The organism is Streptomyces sp. NPDC037013 (assembly GCF_055607265.1).
On sequence record NZ_JBVJRV010000002.1, the window covers coordinates 514552 to 530443 of the forward strand.

Annotated in this window: 12 protein-coding genes; 5 read left to right on the forward strand and 7 right to left on the reverse strand. The window is 70.8% G+C overall.

Features of this window, described 5'->3' with window-relative positions; translation table 11 throughout:
• Positions 1 to 46: 46 nt before the first annotated feature.
• Positions 47 to 940, reverse strand: a complete 894-nt coding sequence (locus ACZ7DY_RS07500) for an NADP-dependent oxidoreductase (RefSeq protein ID WP_471131244.1) — start codon at positions 938 to 940, stop codon at positions 47 to 49.
• A gap of 70 nt (positions 941 to 1010) precedes the next feature.
• Here ACZ7DY_RS07500 and ACZ7DY_RS07505 point away from each other — a divergent pair, with 70 nt between their 5' ends.
• Complete coding sequence (locus tag ACZ7DY_RS07505; RefSeq protein ID WP_471131247.1) at positions 1011 to 1616, forward strand: TetR/AcrR family transcriptional regulator; 606 nt, start codon at positions 1011 to 1013, stop codon at positions 1614 to 1616.
• A 295-nt stretch (positions 1617 to 1911) separates the two neighbouring features.
• On the opposite strand, the gene ACZ7DY_RS07510 is transcribed toward ACZ7DY_RS07505, so the two are convergent.
• Complete coding sequence (locus tag ACZ7DY_RS07510) at positions 1912 to 5166, reverse strand: tetratricopeptide repeat protein (RefSeq protein ID WP_471131249.1); 3255 nt, start codon at positions 5164 to 5166, stop codon at positions 1912 to 1914.
• Positions 5167 to 5280: 114 nt separating this feature from the next.
• Between ACZ7DY_RS07510 and ACZ7DY_RS07515 the strand changes: the two genes are divergently transcribed.
• Positions 5281 to 7302 carry a thioredoxin domain-containing protein gene (locus ACZ7DY_RS07515; RefSeq protein WP_471131251.1) on the forward strand — a complete coding sequence of 674 codons (2022 nt, stop codon included), beginning with the start codon at positions 5281 to 5283 and terminating at the stop codon, positions 7300 to 7302.
• Between the two features lie 32 nt (positions 7303 to 7334).
• Here ACZ7DY_RS07515 and ACZ7DY_RS07520 read toward each other — a convergent pair whose 3' ends face one another.
• A complete protein-coding gene (locus ACZ7DY_RS07520; protein ID WP_471131253.1) occupies positions 7335 to 7625 on the reverse strand; it encodes a hypothetical protein in 291 nt (96 codons plus the stop codon).
• Positions 7626 to 7729: 104 nt separating this feature from the next.
• Here ACZ7DY_RS07520 and ACZ7DY_RS07525 point away from each other — a divergent pair, with 104 nt between their 5' ends.
• Positions 7730 to 9007 carry an RNase A-like domain-containing protein gene (locus ACZ7DY_RS07525; protein WP_471131255.1) on the forward strand — a complete coding sequence of 426 codons (1278 nt, stop codon included), beginning with the start codon at positions 7730 to 7732 and terminating at the stop codon, positions 9005 to 9007.
• A gap of 253 nt (positions 9008 to 9260) precedes the next feature.
• A complete protein-coding gene (locus ACZ7DY_RS07530) occupies positions 9261 to 9782 on the forward strand; it encodes a contact-dependent growth inhibition system immunity protein (protein ID WP_471131258.1) in 522 nt (173 codons plus the stop codon).
• 73 nt (positions 9783 to 9855) lie between these two features.
• Here the strand turns inward: ACZ7DY_RS07530 and ACZ7DY_RS07535 are convergent, their stop codons facing one another.
• The 4 genes from ACZ7DY_RS07535 to trhA form a co-directional block, all read right to left on the reverse strand.
• Positions 9856 to 10620 carry a Mut7-C RNAse domain-containing protein gene (locus tag ACZ7DY_RS07535; protein ID WP_471131261.1) on the reverse strand — a complete coding sequence of 255 codons (765 nt, stop codon included), beginning with the start codon at positions 10618 to 10620 and terminating at the stop codon, positions 9856 to 9858.
• A 29-nt stretch (positions 10621 to 10649) separates the two neighbouring features.
• On the reverse strand, positions 10650 to 11285 hold the full coding sequence (locus ACZ7DY_RS07540; protein WP_471131263.1) for a TetR/AcrR family transcriptional regulator: 636 nt from the start codon (positions 11283 to 11285) through the stop codon (positions 10650 to 10652).
• A 5-nt stretch (positions 11286 to 11290) separates the two neighbouring features.
• Positions 11291 to 12850, reverse strand: a complete 1560-nt coding sequence (locus tag ACZ7DY_RS07545; RefSeq protein ID WP_471131265.1) for an MFS transporter — start codon at positions 12848 to 12850, stop codon at positions 11291 to 11293.
• Positions 12851 to 12962: 112 nt separating this feature from the next.
• Positions 12963 to 13679, reverse strand: a complete 717-nt coding sequence (trhA, locus tag ACZ7DY_RS07550; RefSeq protein WP_471131268.1) for a PAQR family membrane homeostasis protein TrhA — start codon at positions 13677 to 13679, stop codon at positions 12963 to 12965.
• A gap of 296 nt (positions 13680 to 13975) precedes the next feature.
• On the opposite strand from trhA, the gene ACZ7DY_RS07555 reads away from it, so the two are divergent.
• The gene (locus ACZ7DY_RS07555) at positions 13976 to 15808 is read left to right on the forward strand and encodes a phosphoenolpyruvate carboxykinase (GTP) (protein ID WP_471131271.1); all 1833 of its coding nucleotides are present in this window, start codon (positions 13976 to 13978) and stop codon (positions 15806 to 15808) included.
• Positions 15809 to 15892: the final 84 nt, after the last annotated feature.

Genomic DNA, 15892 nt, shown 5'->3' on the forward strand with positions numbered 1-15892 from the left:
CCGGGGGCCCGGGTGGCGGTCGGGAGTCCGGGCGTTCAGCCGGCGCTCAGATGACGATGACGCGGCGCCCGCGCGTATGACCGGCCTGGCTGTCGATGTGGGCCGCGGCGGCGTCGGCGAGCGCGTATGACCTCTCGACGGGGATGTGGAGCTTTCCCCGTGTGATGAGGTCGACGGCCTCGGCGAGCGCGTCCGGCACGCTTCCGGCCACGCCGGAGAACCGCACGCCGTGCTCCGGCGCACTGAGGTCGGCGATGGAGACCACCTTTTCCGGGTCCCCGGTCAGTTCGACGAGCTCGCGGAGCACGCCCGAGCCGGCCAGGTCGAGGGCCGCATCGACGCGGCCGAGCCGCCGCACCCGGTCGACCCACCCCTCGCCGTAGGTGGTGGCGAGTGCGCCCAGGCCGCGCAGGTACTCCTGGTTCGCGGCCCCCGCCGTCCCGATCACCGCGATGCCGCGGTCGCGGGCGACCTGCAGCACCGCCGACCCGACACCGCCGGACGCGCCACTGACCAGCAGCGTCTGCCCCGGCCGCACACCGACCTCGCGGATGACGCGCAGCGCCGTCTCCACCACGGAGGGGTAGCCGGCCGCCTCCTCGAACGTCAGCCCCTCCGGCATCCGGGCCCAGGCCGACAACACGGCGAACTCCGCGTATGTACTCGCCCCCTCGCCGAACACGTGATCGCCCACCCGCACCCCTTCGACGCCCGCGCCGACCTCGTCCACCACTCCGGCGGCGTCCAGGCCTACGCCGGCGGGCAGTTCGAGTGGGTGGGCCTGAAGGACCTGCCCTTCACGGACCCGCCAGTCGACGGGGTTCACTCCTGCCGCTCGTACGGCGACACGTATCTGGCCGGGGCCCGGGTGGGGCTCCTCGGCATCGGTGAGGCGCAGGACATCGGGACCGCCGAACTCGGCGAAGCTCACTCTCTTCATGCCGCGAACGTAACACTAACGGTTAGCTTTTCGGAACGATTACTTTTACGCACCTGATAGCGTCTCACTCATGACCGAGCCGTCCGGACGCCGTGAGCGCAAGAAGGCAGCGACCCGCCAGAAGATCGCCGAGACCGCCCTGCGGCTCTTCCTGGATCGCGGATACGAGGCGGTGGGCATCCGGGACGTGGCCGCCGAGGCCGACGTCGCCGTCACCACGGTCTTCTCCCACTTCGCCGCCAAAGAGGCACTGGTCTTCGCGCAGGACGAGACCTTCGAGCAGGGCCTCGCGCGGGCGGTCACCGAGCGGGCCCCGCACGAGCCGCTCATCCCCGCGCTGCGCGAGGCGATGCGGGCGATGGTGCTGCACTGCACGTCGGACAGTGCCGCCCCGGTCTGGCGCATGATCGACGCGTCGCCCGACCTGCGCCGGTACGAGGAGTCGATGAGGCTGCGCCACGCGGAGTCGCTGGCAGCGGCCATCGCCACCGACCTCGGCCTCCCCCAGACCACGACGGCCTGCCTGACGATCGCCAGATTCGTGGTCGACGCCCACGCACTGGCCCGCGAGGCACCCGACCCGGAGACGGCGGTCGACGAAATCTTCCACATGATCGAGGCGGCTTGGGGGGCGGGGGGGCCGGCGGGGGCGGACGGGGCGGCGCGGGTTGGCTGAGGGGGCGGTGCCGTCTGCGCATGGTGAGCCCACGTGCGCCTGGCGAGACTGGCGGGGACGCCAAGACCTGCACCGTCCGGGGGCCGGTCCAGCCAAGGGGAGGCCACGGGTGCCGGTGCATTCCCGCAGCGCCGGCGACCCGTGGTCGGGTCGCGCCGCCCGGGGAGGGGAGCTGGACACGGGCGGCATTCCCTGGTTCCACCCTCCTCCACGACGGGCGGCCCCGGGCGTGAGGGGAAGGCCCAATTCCTCTACGTCATGAGGCTCCCGCAGCTGCCCGGACGCTCCGGGTGGCTCACTGCGGTTGTGGCACCTCCACCCCCATCACCTCGCGTGCGTGCCGGTTCGGCACCATGCCGAGGCGCCATGCCTGCCACCCGGTCTCCAGGTCGGCGCCCCGCTCAAGGAGCAGGCCGTACGCCTGGACGTAGTCGGCGAGTTTCCCGTCGCGGGTGGGGTGGTCGGCGCGGGCGAGCTGGTTGAGCTCCTCCTGGGCGACGGCCGTGCCGATCTCCCAGCCGCCCGGCGAGGCGTACGGCAGCAGGGTGCAGCGCAGGAAGCGGGCCCAGTCCTCGCCGCGGCGGTCACCGTACGAGGTGAAGAGGGCGATCGCCTCGTCGCACAGGGCGAGCGCCTGCTGGGTGCGGTTGTTGCCCGCGTCCACGACCGCCAGCTCCAGACAGGTCCACCCCTCGCCGTGCGCGCCCCCGATGCGCTGGAAGTCGGCGCGGGCGTCCACCAGGAGCTGGCGCGCGAAGCCGGAGTTGCGCAGCGAGCCGGTCTGGGCGGCGCGCTGGTCGCGGGTCACGCGCGCCGAGTGGTGCCGGGCACAGGCCAGCCCGTACACGTCCCGCATCCGGGAGAACATCGTGCGGGCCCGTTCCAGTTCGCGCACCGCCTGGTCCAGGTCGCCGGTCTCCTCAAGGGCCTGGCCGAGGTAGTACAGGGACCAGGCCTCGCCGCGCGCGTCGTCGTTGTCGCGGTGCCGGGCCACCGCCTGCCGCAGCCCGTCGACCGCGGGCGAGGGGTCGCCGTCCACGAGCCGGGCGCGCGCCAGCTGGGTGAGGGCCCAGGCCTCGCCGCGCCCGTCGCGCGTGCGGCCGTACAGCTCGAGCGCCTCCCGCAGCTCGTGCTCCGCGCGCGGTACGTCGCCCATGCGCAGGCAGAGCTGGCCCAGCTGGAAGTGGGTCCACGCCTCGCCGTGCACGGAGCCGCTCCTGCGGTGCAGGTCGAGCGCGGTCCGCAGCATGTCGAGGGCGTGCGCCAGGTGGGCGCGGTCCCGTTCGACGGCAGCCAGCGCGTGCAGGGTCCAGGCGCGGTCGCCCGCCAGCTCCTCCGCGGTCTGCAACTCCAGCGCCTCCGTGAGGCGGGCCGCGGCCTCCGTCAGATTGCCCTGGTGGTGCAGGGTGATGCCGAGGGAGCCGAGCGCGCGGGCCGCGGCCGCGTCCTGGTGGGCCTCGAAGTACAGGTCGACGACGGAGTTCAGTGTCGTACGCGACTGGTCGAGCTCGCCGAGCTGGCGGGCCGCGATGCCGGTACGCCACTGCACGCTGCGGCCGAGCAGACCCTGGTCGATGGCCTGGGTGAGTTCGTTGATCTCACCGAGGCGGTAGAGGTCGCCGCGCAGCAGGCAGTAGTCGCACAGGGCGCCGAGGAGGTTGAGCACGGCCCGCTGGTCGACGCCCTCCGCGTGCCGCAGGGCCGCCGTGATGAACGTCGACTCGTCGTCCAGCCAGCGCAGCGCCGCGTCGAGCGAGGCGAAGCCGTGCTGTCCGAACTGGTCGGCCCGGGTGGACGTCTTGCCGTCGACCAGGCGGATCACCGTGTCGGCGAGTTCGCCGTAGCTGGCGATGAGGCGTTCCTGCGCGGCCGTGCGCTCGGCGGCCTCCTCCTCGTCGAGGAGGCGGGCCCTGGCGAAGGAGCGCACGAGGTCGTGCAGGCGGTAGCGGCTGGCGGCGGACGGTGTCGCGCCGTCCGCGGCGGCCCGGGGCCGGGGCAGGTCGACCAGGCCCGCGCGGGCGAGCGCGGTCAGCTGCCGGGCGGCCTCCCGCTCGTCCGTGCCGAGCAGCGCCGCCGCGGCGGCCACGCCCAGCGACGCCCGTCCGGCGAGCGCGAGGCGGCGCAGCAGCCGCCGTGCCTGTTCCGACTGGTCGCTGTAGCGCAGCCACAGGACGCGCTCGACCGGGCCGACCTTCTCGGCGGGCCCGTAGGCCTCCAGGTCGGCGGCGAGCGTGCGCGGTGTCCGCGGGCCGAGCGAGGAGCCGGCGGCGCGCAGCGCCAGCGGCAGACCGCCGCACAACTCCCGTACGGCGTCGCCCGCTTCGGCGTCGTAGGGACCCGACAGATCCTCGGCGGACTCGCGCAGCAGTTGTTCGGCGGCCGCCTCGTCCAGCGCTTCGACGGGCAGCTGGTGCACCCAGGCGGGCAGGTCGCCGGGGAGTTCCAGGGGCTCCCTGGCGGTGACCAGGACGAGGCTGTCCGAGCGCTCCGGGACGAGGGTGCGGATCTGTTCGACGTCGCGCGCGTCGTCGAGCACGATCGTCACCGGCAGGCCCGTCAGGTACTGGTGGTAGAGCTCGCTGAGCCGTTTGGCCTGCTGTTCCGGTGAGGAGCGCTCCCTGAAGAGCAGTTGTTCGCGCGGGGCGCCCAGCCGGTTGAGCAGGTGCAGCAGGGCGTCGCGGGTGGCGAGCGGGGTGTCCTCGGGGGCGTCGCCACGCAGGTCCACCACGCACGCGCCGCGGAACTGGTCCCGCAGTTCGTGTGCGGCCCGCACCGCGAGCGAGGTCCGCCCCGAGCCGGGGCTGCCGTGCAGCACGACGACGGTGGGCCGCGTGTCGGTGCTCGCGCGCGCCGCGTGCACCCACTGCGCGATCCGCCCCAGCTCGGTTCGCCGGCCCACGAACGGCACCGCGGTCTCCGTGAGTTGGGTGAAGGACTGCTGCAGGACGTTGCGCCTGCGCGCCGCCGCGCTCTTGTCCGTGCCGCGCAGCTGCGGCGCGGCCTTCTTCGCCGCGTGCGTGCCGGTCGAGGCGGCGAGGACCCGCTGCTGGTCGAGGAAGGGACGGATGCCGCGCACCTCCAGCGCCGTCAGCCACTGCAGCCGCAGCTGCTCGGGGCCGCCGGGCCGGCTGAGCTCGCCCGCGCGCCGGCTCTCCGCCGGGACGTGGGAGGCCGTCACCTTCAGGACGGTCGCCGCGGCACCCGCCACGGCGACGACCGCGCCGGTGCCGAGCGCCGTGCCGACGCTCGTGCCGAACGACAGGTCGGAGAGCCCGGCGGCGAGCGCCGCAACCACCGCCACCAGCAGGGGAGTTCCGGCCCCCTCGCGCGCGTAACGCTGCCCGAAGCTGAGCCGGCCCGCCTCCGCCGCGTCCAGTGCCGCCGTGTAGGCGTCGTACTCCTCGGCCGCCGTCTGCGCCATGGCGTCCAGCGCGCCGCGCGCCCGCGAGAGCAGTACGCTCCCGTCGACTCGCCCGCCGGAGCGCCGGACCTCCTCCTCGACGGCCCGTGCCAACAGCCGCTCGGCCTCGGCCCGATGGCTGTCCCGCATATGGGTTCCCCCTCCGAGAGCACCAGTTGCCTGCGGTCACAAGTGTCCTGCGTACGGGGCGCGCGCGCGAGGGCGTCCGCGGATCGGGGCCGGGTGTGCGCGAGGATGGGGGGTATGCCGAACCGACTGGCCCATGAGACGTCCCCCTACCTCCTCCAGCACGCCGAGAACCCCGTCGACTGGTGGCCCTGGTCGGCCGAGGCCTTCGAGGAGGCACGCGAACGCGGCGTGCCGGTGCTGCTCAGCGTCGGATACAGCAGCTGTCACTGGTGCCATGTCATGGCGCACGAATCCTTCGAGGACGAGGCGACGGCCGCGCTCATGAACGAGAAGTTCGTGAACATCAAGGTCGACCGCGAGGAGCGGCCCGACGTCGACGCCGTCTACATGGAGGCCGTGCAGGCCGCGACGGGGCAGGGCGGCTGGCCCATGACCGTCTTCCTCACCGCCGACGCCGAGCCCTTCTACTTCGGTACGTACTTCCCGCCCGCGCCGCGCCACGGCATGCCGTCCTTCGCGCAGGTCCTCGACGGTGTGCACCGGGCGTGGACGGACCGGCGCGGCGAGGTCGCCGAGGTCGCGGGCAAGATCGTGCGGGACCTCGGTGAGCGGCAGCTCGCGCAGGGCACCGACGAGCGGCCCACCGAGGACGACCTGGCGCAGGCCCTGCTGGGGCTGACCCGTGACTACGACGCGACGCACGGCGGTTTCGGCGGCGCGCCCAAGTTTCCGCCGTCCATGACCGTCGAGTTCCTGCTGCGGCACTACGCCCGCACCGGGGCCGAGGGCGCGCTGCAGATGGCCGCGGATACCTGCGAGCAGATGGCGCGCGGCGGCATCTACGACCAGCTGGGCGGCGGTTTCGCGCGGTACTCCGTCGACCGCGAGTGGATCGTGCCGCACTTCGAGAAGATGCTGTACGACAACGCGCTGCTGTGCCGCGTCTACGCCCACCTGTGGCGGGCCACCGGCTCGGAGCTCGCCCGCCGGGTCGCCCTGGAGACCGCGGACTTCATGGTCCGCGAACTGCGCACCAACGAGGGCGGGTTCGCCTCCGCGCTGGACGCGGACAGCGAGGACCCGGCGACCGGCAAGCACGTCGAGGGCGCGTACTACGTGTGGACCCCGGAGCAGTTGCGGGAGGTCCTCGGGGACGACGACGCGGAGCTGGCGGCGACCTGCTTCGGGGTGACGGAGGACGGCACCTTCCAGGAGGGGGCCTCCGTGCTGCGCCTGCCCCGGACGGACGGGCCGCTCGCCGACGCCGCGCGGCTCGCCTCCGTACGGGAGCGGCTGCTCGCGGCGCGCGCCGAGCGGCCCGCGCCGGGGCGCGACGACAAGGTGGTCGCCGCGTGGAACGGCCTGGCGATCGCCGCGCTCGCCGAGGTCGGCGCCTACTTCGACCGGCCGGACCTCATCGCGGCCGCCGTCGGCGCGGGGGATCTCCTCGTACGGCTCCACATGGACGACCGGGCCCGGCTCGCCCGCACCTCCAAGGACGGGCATGCCGGCGCCAACGCGGGGGTCCTCGAGGACTACGCCGACGTCGCCGAGGGCTTCCTCGCGCTGGCCTCGGTGACCGGGGAGGGCGTGTGGCTGGAGTTCGCCGGCTTCCTCCTGGACCACGTCCTCGCCCAGTTCGTCGACGCGCGGACCGGTGCGCTGTACGACACGGCGGCCGACGCGGAGCGGCTCATCCGCCGCCCCCAGGACCCCACCGACAACGCGGCGCCCTCCGGCTGGACGGCCGCCGCGGGGGCGCTCCTCACGTACGCGGCCCACACGGGCGCCGCCCCGCACCGCACGGCGGCCGAACGCGCCCTCGGCATCGTCAAGGCGCTCGGCCCCCGGGTCCCCCGCTTCATCGGCCACGGCCTCGCGGTCGCGGAGGCGGCGGTGGACGGCCCCCGCGAGGTGGCGGTCGTCGGAGAACTCCTCGGCGACCTGCATCGCACGGCACTGCTGGGCACCGCACCGGGAGCGGTGGTGGCGGCGGGCCCGGAAGGCAGCGAAGAACTCCCCCTGCTCACCGACCGCCCCCTGGTCAACGACCGCCCGGCGGCCTACGTCTGCCGCAACTTCGTCTGCGACGCCCCGACCACGGATCCGGCGGTACTGGCGGGGCTGCTTTCGTAAATATCTCGTGGAACCGCCGACACCGAAACCGTTCAATCGGCACGGGCTATCGAACGACCGAGTGCCTGGTCAGTTATACAAATGCGCATATTTGCGTCATGCATATTTCTCGCCAGGTCTTCGATCGCTTTGGTGCGACCTTCAACAATTACTTCTGTGAGATAGGTCAATCGCGCCATGGGCTCGGACACCCGCTCTCCGGCAACCTCGGAGGCGGTAGGCTCTGTCGGCCTGTCGATGTGACGCGGACGTGCCTTGCGGATCGATGTGCGAAGCTGTGTCACGGCTTCGCTGTCGTGCTTGAACTTTCCCTTATCGGCCATGAACGCAACCCCCGGAACTCGTCTTGAACTCGCTGTGCCTGCCCCCGCAGGAGGGTATCTTGGCATACGAACAGATGGGACGGTAGAGGATTGGGGTCGCGGCGGTGGGGAGACCTACAGAATGGGAACTGATCGGTCTTTCCAAGGATCCGACGCCCGGTGATGCAGAAGTTCTTCTCGATTGGCAACGATTCTTCCGTCGTCGCCAACACGACGCTCAGGACGCTCTGGACCAGTTGTCGAAAGTCGTCGACCACCTCCCGTCGGCCGGACTCGAGAGCACATGGTTCACCGCAGTATGGGGGCGGCTTGTCTTTCTCAAGGACCAGCTTCTTCCTGAGGTGACCGCACACGAGACAGCAGCGGACGCGATCAAAGCATTCCGGCGGACTCTCGGGGAATGTCAGAGTGACGCGGACAAAGCCCTGAGAAATGCTCAAGCTGTGTTCAAGGCCCATGATGGAACGGGCGAGGACCTCGTGCATCGCGCCAGGGAGACGGCGGAGATTGCGGCTTCCGACCACCGTGCGGCCGTCCATGAGCTGGTGCAGGCGCTGGAGAGCTCTTGCCGGGCTTTGGTGAATATTCTTTTCGATAACATAAATCACACCAACGACTCAAACTCTGTGCCCGAACCGAGCTTCGTCGACCGCTACTTCAGACAGGTCATCGTCGATGTCTATGGGTTGGCGGGAATCACCGCCGACACATTGGATGGCGCGACCCAGGTAGGCATGGACATCGAGTCGATGATGATGCTCGGAGGGCCGGGCGCCGGCGGAATGAGCTCGGGTGGCGCGTGGGCACTGGCGGGAAGCCGCAGCGCCTATGGAGGTTTGGCCGGCGCCTACGCGTATGGTGTCAACCCGTACAAGAAATATGGCGTAGAGGTCGAGAAGCTAGATTCGTACTGGCTTAAGAAAAACTGGAAGAATTACGACCAGAAATGGAGTCGTAAAGGACCTAAACCACCGAGACTGCGAGAGTTCGACCCGGCCGTGGAAGAAAGTCTCGGGGGGCACACCATTGAAAAGCATGTGGGCAAGAGTGACAAGGATCTGCGTCATCGATTGAAGCAGGAGCCCGAAATTCCCGCGGCGTCCACTTATGAAAGCTTCACTGAGGCGAAGTCCTACATGAACAGGGTCGCTCAGGAAAATAAGCGCAAAATTGAGGAATGGCTGAAGAGTGGAAAGGGTAAGACTGAAACCTTTACGGCAAATTTCCCGGGTGATTCTGTCGGTCGCCGATTGAACAGAGATGAGGGGAGGCGAGGGGATAAGCCGCATCCATCGAAGGAAGTGACTGTCGTACTGAAGCGAGACCCGCAGGCTCCCGATGGGTACTTGGTGATAACATCTTACCCGGGCCCGCCGGCTTAGCCTTGCTCAGTGAAATGGATCCTTTATGTCTGAATCCGAACAATGCGTAGTCGGTGAAGGTGGAGGCGGGAGAGTTGTCTTCCGGGAGCTTCCGGGGCTCCTGAGTGCCTATGACTCGGCACGGGCAAAGGGGCGGGCGCGCGACGGGTCGCCCATGTCCGCAGGGGATCTCGATGGCGTCGACGTTCCCTCCCGGGCCATGCGGGCTTATCTGCGGATGGCTGTCCGGCATCCCGGGCGGGTGGAACGGGTGGTGTCCGAGCTGGAGCTGTTGCTGGAGCTCGGGCCGGTGGACGAGGTCTTCGACGCGCTTGACGAGGCGGGTGTCCCGCCGGAAAGTCTCAGGTCGTCGGATGGGAAGGACCCGGACGAGTTCTTCGGTTTGATGCTGCCGCATCTGCGGGCGTTTCTCGCGGGCGGTGAGCAGGTCGAGGACGCCGACGCCCTTCCGGAGTCCAGGTGGGAATGGAGGGAGAGGTATCCGGCCCTGTCGGGGCTCATGAGCGGCGGGTTCCACCAGGACGCACTTCTCGACCACCCGGATCGTGACGCGATCATGCTGGACTACCTGGAGTACGGGCAGAGCGAGTACGCCGGCGAGATCCTGCGGGACATCGCCGACCTGCGGTCCCTGGCTTCTGCCGAGGGGGACCTGGAGTACGCCCTGACAGGTATGGGCTGCGGTCTGCTGCCGCCGCAGGGGATGACGGCAGGGCAGTGGATGAGCCAGATCGAGGACCGGCTCCGCGAGTACGTGGCCGGGAGCGGCGCCTGAGGGCAAGGCGGTGCCCGGGGTGGGCGGCTGGCCCGAGGGTGCGCGGTCGGCGTCCGCTCGTGCCGTGTGGGCGTCAACTGCCCGTCGTCGAAGGCACCGTGGACCGTGCGCCCGCCCCGCCGAATTCCTCCACCGCGCGGGTCACGATGGATTCGAGGTGGTCGTGGTGGGCGCCGCGCCAGAAGACGCGGGTGCATTCGGGGCACTGGGCGAAGACGTCGTACGTGCCCTTCGTGCCGCCCTCCAGGCGGTCCGCGACCTCTTCCTTCGTGGCGGGGCGCAGGGAGCCGTTGCAGGCGCTGCAGCGGGTCCAGGGGTGTAGTTCGGGGGCGAAGCGGCCCAGGACGTCGCGGAGTTGGTCGTCGGGGCGGTCGCTGTAGACGTATGCGCCCGCCCACAGTTCGCGGCGGCGCAGCAGGCCCCGGTCGCGGCTGAGCAGGACGCGCCGTTCGGCCGCCGAGCGGGAGGCGAGGGCGGGGTCGCCGATGTCCGTGCTCTCGTACGCCGTGTCGATGCCCAGGAGGCGCAGGCGGCGGGCGAGGGTGCCGAGGTGGACGTCGAGGAGGAAGCGGAGCGGGGCGCCTGGGACGTGCTGGGGGCGGGTGACCGCCCGTACGGTGACGGTCTCGCCCGCCGCCGGGATGTGTCCGGCGGCGGTCTCGCGGCCGTCCACGAGGAGCGCGCCGACCTCCGTCAGCGGGACGCCGAGGGACTCGACGACGTGGCCGAGCGTGGAGGCGCCGTCGGTGGCGGCCGCGGTGGGGCCGCCCCGTCGGCCGGGCGGGACGAAGAGCTCCAGCTCGGGGTCGAAGGCGATGAGGATCTCCGGACCGTTCATGCCGTCAGGATGGCATGCCGGGGCGGGCCTTACCGAGGTTTTTCCTCGCCGGAGAAGCCGCTGACCAGCATGTCCAGGGTCCGGTCCACCAGCGTGGGCAGGTCGTCCCGGTGGCCGTGCTCCGCCCAGTACGCGGTGGTCTCGGTGAGCGCCCCGACCAGCCCCATGGAGAAGGTCCGCACCTCCAGGTCGCCGGGGTCGCGGCCGGTGCGTTCCGCGATGACACGGCAGAGGATGTCACCGGTGACCGACATGCTCTCCAGCATCCGCGACCGCACGGCGGGCACCTCGGTCATCAGTTTGGTGCGCAGCCGCGTGACCTCGGGCTCCTCCGCGAAGCCGTGGCCCACGGCCCGCCGCAGCACGTGCCGCAGCGACTGGACGATGGGCTCGTCGGCGGGCCGGCTCCGCAACTCGCTCTCCAGGAACGGGTCGTACTCGTCGGTGAGGACGATGTCCTCCTTGGTCGGGAAGTAGCGGAAGACGGTGGACGGGGAGACCTCCGCGGCCTCCGCGATCTGGTCGACCGTCGTCGCCTCGTACCCCTGCTCCCGCACCAGCCGGTACGTCGCGTCGCGGATGGCGATGCGGGTCTTGAGCTTCTTCCGCTCGCGCAGGCCCAGGGCGGGCGCGCCGGCGGAGGCGGTGGTACGTGCTGGGGTCATGACGCTCATTGTCGGGCATCCGTCCGGTCCTTGCCCAGGTCGGCCGGGTGCGGGGGCGCGTCGTCGGGCCGGGGCAGCAGCGCGGCGACGAGCAGCGCGGCGACCAGGGCCGCGACGCCGCTGACCAGCAGGACGAGGCCCATGCCGTGCAGGTAGGCGGCGTCCGCCGCGTGGGCGATGTGCGGCGCGGCGAGGTGGTCGGCGACCGCGTGCGCGGCGACCACCGAGCCGTCCGCCGCGCCGGCCGCGGGGCCGGGCAGTCCGCGGGTGTCCAGCCGGTCGGCGTACGCGCCGGCGAGGAGCGAGCCGAGCAGCGCGATCCCGAGCGCGCTGCCCACCTGCCGTACGGTCATGAGCAGTCCGGTCCCCGAGCCGGCGCGGTCGACGGGCAGCGCGCCGAGCGCGGAGTCCATCGCGGGCACGACGGCGAAGCCGAAGCCGACTCCGGCCACGGAGAGCCACAGGGCGGTGAAGCCGTAGCCGCTGCCGGCGTCGGTGCGGCTGCCGAGGATCGCGGCGAAGGCGAGGACCACGAGCCCGCCGCTGATCACCGCGCGGGGCCCGAAGCGCCGTACGACGGGTTCCGCGCCGCGGGCGGCGACGAGGAGTCCGCCCATCATGGGCAGCATCCGCACGCCGGTGCCGAAGGCGTCGTTGCCGAGGACGGCCTGGAGGTACTGGGGCAGCACGAACAACAGCCCGGAGAGCACGAACATCACCAGGGTCGCCGCAAGGGTGTTCAGGAAGAAGCCGCGGTGGCGCAGGAGCGTCAGGTCGAGCATGGGGCGCGTCATGCGGCGCTCGCGCAGGACGAGGGCGGTGAGGAGGAGTGCGGAGGCGGCGAGCACGGCGACGACCGGCGGGTCGCCCCAGCCGCGGCCCGGGGCCTCGATGATCCCGTAGATCAGCGCGCCGAGGCCGGCCGCGGTCAGGGCCGTGGAGAGCGCGTCGACCGCGGGGGAGGAGGGGTCGCGGGTCTCGGGCAGCAGGAAGAGGCAGGCGAGCAGGCCGATCGCGACCATCGGGACGTTGATCAGGAAGATCGAGCCCCACCAGAAGTGGTCGAGCAGCCAGCCGCCGAGGATCGGCCCGAGCGGCGCGCCGAGCGCGGCGGAGGCGGAGACGATGCCGACGGCCTTGGTCCGCTCGCCCGGTCCGAAGAGGGCGGGCAGGACGGCCAGGGCGAGCGGCATGACGAGGGCGCCGCCCACGCCCATGACCGCGCGGGCGGCGACGACGAGGGACACGTCGTCGGCGAGGGCTCCGGCGACGGAGGCGGCGAGGAAGATCCCGAGTCCGGTCATCAGCATCCGGCGCCGGCCGAACCGGTCGCCGAGCAGTCCGGCGGGGAGCATCAGCGCGGCGAAGACGACGACGTACGCGTCGGCCATCCACTGCTGTTCCCCGGTGTCGGCGCCGAGCCGCGCGGCCATCGTGGGCAGCGCGACGTTGAGGATCGTCGTGTCGAAACCGAGGACGAGCATGCTCGCGACCAGGGCGGCCAGCGCCCACCAGCGGCGGGGGTCCTGCCGGGCCTCGGCAGGTGAACTGATGACAGTAACCATGAAATGACAGTAACTCTCAGAAGGTAGTGACTGTCAATATCCATCCGGCGGGCGCACAAAAGAGTGGCCGCGGCTGGAGAGCCGCGGCCACCGGGTGTGGAGGGGGGATGGGTCAGCCGTGTTGGTAGGCCACCAGAGAAATGCCCACGTAGTGCACGGCGAAGGCCGCGAGGGTCAGCGAGTGGAAGACCTCGTGGAAGCCGAAGAAGCGGGGCGACGGGTTCGGGCGCTTGATGCCGTAGATCACGCCGCCCGCGCTGTAGAGCAGCCCGCCGACGACGACGAGGACCAGCACCGCGACGCCGCCCTTGTGCAGGAAGTCGGGCAGGAAGAAGACCGCGGCCCAGCCCATCGCGATGTAGCACGGGGTGTAGAGCCAGCGGGGCGCGCCGACCCAGAAGACGCGGAAGGCGATGCCGGCCAGCGCCGCGCCCCAGATGCCCCACAGCAGCCACCGGCCCTGCGAGCCGGGGAGCAGCAGCATGGTCAGCGGTGTGTAGGTGCCGGCGATGATCAGGAAGATGTTGGAGTGGTCGAGCCTGCGCAGGACACGGTCGGCTCTGGGGCTCCAGTTCCCCCGGTGGTAGAGCGCGCTGACGCCGAACAGCAGACAGGCCGTCAGGGCGAAGATCCCGCAGGCGAGCCGGCCGCGCGGCGAGTCGGCGAGCGCGGTGAGCACCAGGCCGGCGACGACCACCGCGGGAAACATTCCCGCGTGCAGCCAGCCGCGCATCTTCGGCTTCACGGGAAGCGGTACGGACTCCGGAGGCGGAACGAGCGAGGGCTCTCCCGCGGGCTGCGGGTTCGCTTCGGATGCAGACGCGGTCATGGTCGGCATCGTACCTACGGGCCCGTAAGTCGCACATCAGTCGGACACATCCGTGCTGATGAGGGGCCGATCCGCACGACATGCGGACGGACCCGTGCCGTCATACGCGTACCCGTACAAGTGGCGATACTCACTCCGCTCAACTGTGAAGCCCTCTGGACAGATGGGCGCCCACGTCGGATGATCAAATGAGTGCGGTCGGCACCGGATGAGCGCCAGAGGAAGTACACGTGAAGCGTCCGGGTCGCAGCCCCCACGGGGCATACATCCCAAAAACCCCTCGATTAGGAGCAATCGTGGCGCGCGACATCGCGGCTCCCCTGTCCTTGGGCACCGTCCCGACCAACCACCGGGAGCTCGCCTCCTGGGTGAACGAGATCGCCGAGCTGACGCAGCCGGACCGCGTGGTCTGGTGCGACGGCTCCGAAGCCGAGTACGAGCGCCTGTGCGAGGAGCTCGTCGCCAAGGGCACGTTCAAGAAGCTCGACCCCATCAAGCGCCCGAACTCCTACTACGCGGCCTCCGACCCGACCGACGTCGCGCGCGTCGAGGACCGCACCTTCATCTGCTCCGAGAAGGAGGAGGACGCGGGCCCGACCAACCACTGGAAGGCCCCCGCCGAGATGCGGGAGATCTTCCAGGGGGAGAAGGGCCTCTTCCGCGGCTCCATGCGCGGCCGCACCATGTACGTCGTGCCCTTCTGCATGGGCCCGCTCGGCTCGCCGCTGTCCGCGATCGGCGTCGAGATCACCGACTCCGCGTACGTCGCCGTCTCCATGCGCACCATGACCCGCATGGGCCAGCAGGTCCTGGACGAGCTCGGCGACGACGGCTTCTTCGTCAAGGCCGTCCACACGCTCGGCGCCCCCCTGGAGGAGAGCCAGGCCGACGTCCCGTGGCCCTGCAACTCCACCAAGTACATCTCGCACTTCCCCGAGGACCGCGAGATCTGGTCGTACGGCTCGGGCTACGGCGGCAACGCCCTGCTCGGCAAGAAGTGCTACGCCCTGCGCATCGCCTCCGTCATGGCGCGCGACGAGGGCTGGCTCGCCGAGCACATGCTGATCCTGAAGCTCACGCCCCCGCACGGCGAGTCGAAGTACGTCGCCGCCGCCTTCCCGTCCGCCTGCGGCAAGACCAACCTGGCGATGCTGGAGCCCACGATCTCCGGCTGGACCGTGGAGACCATCGGCGACGACATCGCCTGGATGCGGTTCGGCGAGGACGGCCGCCTCTACGCGATCAACCCCGAGGCCGGCTTCTTCGGCGTCGCGCCCGGCACCGGCGAGCACACCAACGCCAACGCCATGAAGACGCTGTGGGGCAACTCGGTCTTCACCAACGTCGCGCTCACCGACGACAACGACGTCTGGTGGGAGGGCATGACGGAGGAGACCCCCGCCCACCTCACCGACTGGAAGGGCAACGACTGGACGCCGGAGTCGGGCGTCCCCGCGGCCCACCCCAACGCCCGCTTCACCACGCCCGCCTCGCAGTGCCCGATCATCGCGCCCGAGTGGGAGGACCCCAAGGGCGTGCCGATCTCGGCGATCCTCTTCGGCGGCCGCCGCGCCAGCGCGGTCCCGCTGGTCACCGAGTCCTTCGACTGGCAGCACGGTGTCTTCCTCGGCGCGAACGTGGCGAGCGAGAAGACCGCCGCGGCCGAGGGCAAGGTCGGCGAGCTGCGCCGCGACCCGTTCGCCATGCTGCCCTTCTGCGGCTACAACATGGGCGACTACATGGCCCACTGGGTCAAGGTCGGCGCGGACAAGGACCAGTCCAAGCTCCCGAAGATCTACTACGTGAACTGGTTCCGGAAGAACGCGGACGGCAAGTTCGTGTGGCCCGGCTTCGGTGAGAACTCCCGTGTCCTGAAGTGGATCGTGGACCGCCTCGACGGGCGGGCCGAGGGTGTGGAGACCCCCATCGGCATCCTGCCGACGGTCGACTCCCTCGACACGGACGGCCTCGATCTCGCCCCGGCCGACCTGGAGTTCCTGCTCACGGTCGACAAGGAGGTCTGGCGCGAGGAGGCCTCGCTGGTCCCCGAGCACCTCAACACCTTCGGCGACCACGCGCCCAAGGAGCTGTGGGACGAGTACCGCGCGCTCGTCCGGCGTCTGGGCTGACCCTCGCCGCCTTCCGTTTCCGGCCGGGCCCCCGCACAACGGCGTGCGGGGGCCCGGCCGTGCGACACAGTTGCATCTTGAACA